We start from the raw sequence: 3,388 nt of genomic DNA on the forward strand, positions 1-3,388 counted from the left end.
AAGCAGATAAATAATGGCTATTTTGCACTGAAATCACCTTAACCAAGCGCAAATGGCGGCTAATACATTGAGTAGAAACAGGATAAAGGCTTTTATTCAGAGGTTCCCTAATTCATCGTGGCTCATGGCGGCAGGCACCGCGCCGTACTGCTCGAACCAGTATTTGGCCGCAGCCATCAGCTCCGGCGTATCAGGGCAGTCGTTCCAGTTTCCGAAGGGCAGGTAGGCGAAAATCTCCCAGGGGTTCTTCACCGGGATTTTTGCCAGAATAAGGGGATAGGTCATATCGGTATCAGAATCCCAGTAACTGGAGAAGCGGTCGTTGGGCTCTCCGCCCTCCATCTCGCCCAGGATCTCCTCATCCCAGTCCATATCGTCATCCTCGGCTTCTTCCTTGCGCTGGCCGGTCAATTCCTCCAAAACCGCCTTTCCGTCCTTGATGGGGGCGGAGAGCATCTTCTTCCGGTACTCCGTTACAGCTTTGAGGTCAAATTCGTAAATGTCCGCATCATTCTTCGGGTCGGCGTTCATCACCAGACACTCCAACAGCGTTTCGTCATCCGCCTTGATGAGCACCGGCACAAAGCCTTCCTGGGCGCTGTCCCGCTTGGCATAACCGTAAGCTGCCATGATGGGGTCATCGTCCTTCATGGAGGGGAAATAGGTGCATTCGCAGTCCAGATACTCCATAATGGCCCGGGCTGTATCAGAAGGTTCCAGCGTGTCCTCGTCGAAGTCCTGTCCCTGCCAGTTGATGAAGCGTTCTTTAATCACCTCTGCCATGGCCTGATAGTAGTCCTCGTCAAAGGGGATAAACAGATAGGCTTCGTCCTGGATCTCGTTGGAGTAATTGCGCTTCTGCCCAATGACACCAATGGCGTAGTCGTCGATGTCGCTGGGGAAATAGGGACTATCCGGCTCCCCATAGTAGTAGGAGGCAAAAGCCCTGCCGATCTTGTTGAACATCGGGCCGGCCAGCTGCCCATCCAGTTCATCCCAGATAAACTCCCGTAGGTCTACGCCGGCAGGATCAGCTTTGACCTTTTCTGCTACCTCTCCGTACTCCGCGAGGAATTCTTCTCCCATCAGGTCATGCTCCATGCACCAGCGCAGGTAAATGGCCATGTGGTTGTAGACGTTGATTTCATCCACCGGCAGATTCTTTTCCTGAATGGTCTCCAGGTGCCAGTCAGCGCAATCCATTTCCATCACGCCGCCGTCCTCCACGCTGCCGAGCTTGCCCATGGTCATGGCATTGGGGCGGGTATTGTAAGTCACAAAGCTGATGCCGTCCATTTTGTCCAGCAGGGCGTCCGCGCCATGGGCCATCTTATATTCCAATTCCTCCCGGTAGAGAGGGATCACCTGATAGAAGTTGACCTCCTCGCCGCCCGGCAGGATGCAGACCTCGCTGCCATCTTCAGTGTCCTGGGGGCCTGTCAGAATGGCGGCGCACAGCTTTGTGCCCTTTGCGAAGTCCTCCTCATTGTCCATGGTATGGCCGAAGCCCAGCCAGGTATCGCTGGCAATGGGCAGGCGGGCCAGGGTTTTCAGCAGGCGGATAGGCCAGTACCACCGCTCATTCTTCAAATCCTCACGCTTCAGCTTCCAGTTCCCCGGCAGCGCAATGGCCAGCTCCGCCCGCTCCAGCTTATATTCCGCCAGTTCCTTCGGGACATTCATCCGGTGAGCGCCCATCCCCATGGTGACCAGAGTGTAGTAGTCCCGCTTCTCGGAGGGCGGCACCACGCAGATATCCACATGGATGTCCGGGGAAGAAAGCTCATGGAACACATTCTCGAACTCACCGAAATACTGCTGGATGTGCCCCTCGACGGCCTCCATCTCCTCCTCGGTGTAGACCTCGGGAACACCGGATTCCTTATCCTCGGGCGCTTCGCCATCCGGGTCATCGTCATCATCGTCAGGGTCACCGTCCGATGACGCCCAGGAGATTTTCAGGGTCATCTGCTCCTCCGGCAGTCCGACGCCAGGGCTGCGGGTGATGGTGTGCTTATCATCTGCCGCAAAACCGATGGTCTCCCCATCGTGCAGTTCCACATCATTCTCCAGCACATAGGAGGCAAGACTGGCCAAAAAGTCCCGCAGATTGCTCGGCTTAGCATCGGTGCCCAGCACCTCCATCTCGTCCTTGCCAAACGACGCCATGCCGTAGGTGTAGCCGTTCATGCCATGCTCATCCCGCCAGAGGCCGAACCAAATCCAGTTGAAGATGGGCAGTTCGTCCTCCTGCATCATATCGGCAAAGCCCTCATAGAACCGGGGCTCAAACACCACGCCGCTGGTGTAGATGCCGGTGGCATATTCCTGGCGGCAGCAGGCGGCAACCACCTTGGTGAACAGCTTGCCCTTTTCCAGCAGATCTTCCTCTTTGCCCAGCACTGCTACCATCAAGTGGGCACGGTGCTCTTTGGCTACCTTGACTGCATCCTCCCACATATAGTTGTTTTCCGCATTACCCTCGGCCTCGCCATTAGGGATGGGGTAGGTCGCCAGGCTGACAGCGGCCAGCATATCGCCCACCTCAAACACCAGGGCGTCGTCGTCCTTCTCCTCGCTGGCGTCGTATTCATCCACAGCGATGTACCACTTTTCCTTCATGTCCCGGATGAACTGCTCTTTATCCCATTCTGCCTTGGACAGCAGCACAAAACCGGTGAAGACACCTGTGTGGTCACTCTCGTCCTCGGTCTCTGCCTCGGCCCGCTTTGCAATCTCCTTCTGGCATTCCTGAATCACGGCCGGGGCATCCTTGTCCTCGGGGTCCAGCTCCGCCCACCGCTGGGCGTAGGGGATGGCCTTTTCCTCCTGATGGTAGAGATACTGGTATCCATAAGCCATCCGCATATTCCACTGGGCCTTGTCCTGGCCTTCCTCCCGGACAGACTCCAGCACCTCGATGGCTCGGCGCAGGGCCTTATCTCCCTTATAGTTAGGAGTACCCTCGTCGTGGTCCCCAATGATGGCATAGTTCTCCAGCGCCCGTGCCATAGCGTAGGCAATGCGGTAGTTCCGCCAATCCTCCGGGATGGCATTCAAGGCCTGGATGCAGCGGGTGTACTCGTCCTCGTCATTCCACTGCTCCAGCTGCTGGAAGAATGCTTCTTCGTTCTGGCACGATACCTTCTGATTGATGTCAGGCATTGTGCCCGTTCGCGGAAACATATCCTGTCAAAACGGAAACATGTCCACACCTCTGATATAGCGCATTTACAGCTTCAAACAGATGCAATCTGTGACAAAATTGACATTCACATGTTTTCGGTAAAATGAAAATGTAGCAAATGGTACTCAAAAAGTGAGCACCCCAATGGCAAATAAAAAGAGCCATTGTCAGCACCTGAAATAAACGCTACCCTTTAGGTGG

1 pseudogene is annotated in these 3,388 nt (G+C 55.4%); it reads right to left on the reverse strand.

Annotated features, from left to right (window positions below):
- Nucleotides 1-108: 108 nt before the first annotated feature.
- Nucleotides 109-3,135, reverse strand: a pseudogene (locus tag ACTNBK_RS16690) (suppressor of fused domain protein); the annotation flags it as partial.
- Between the last annotated feature and the right edge of the window lie 253 nt (nucleotides 3,136-3,388).

Source organism: Intestinimonas sp. HCP28S3_D6, assembly GCF_052065695.1.
In the GTDB taxonomy this organism is placed as follows: domain Bacteria; phylum Bacillota; class Clostridia; order Oscillospirales; family Oscillospiraceae; genus Intestinimonas.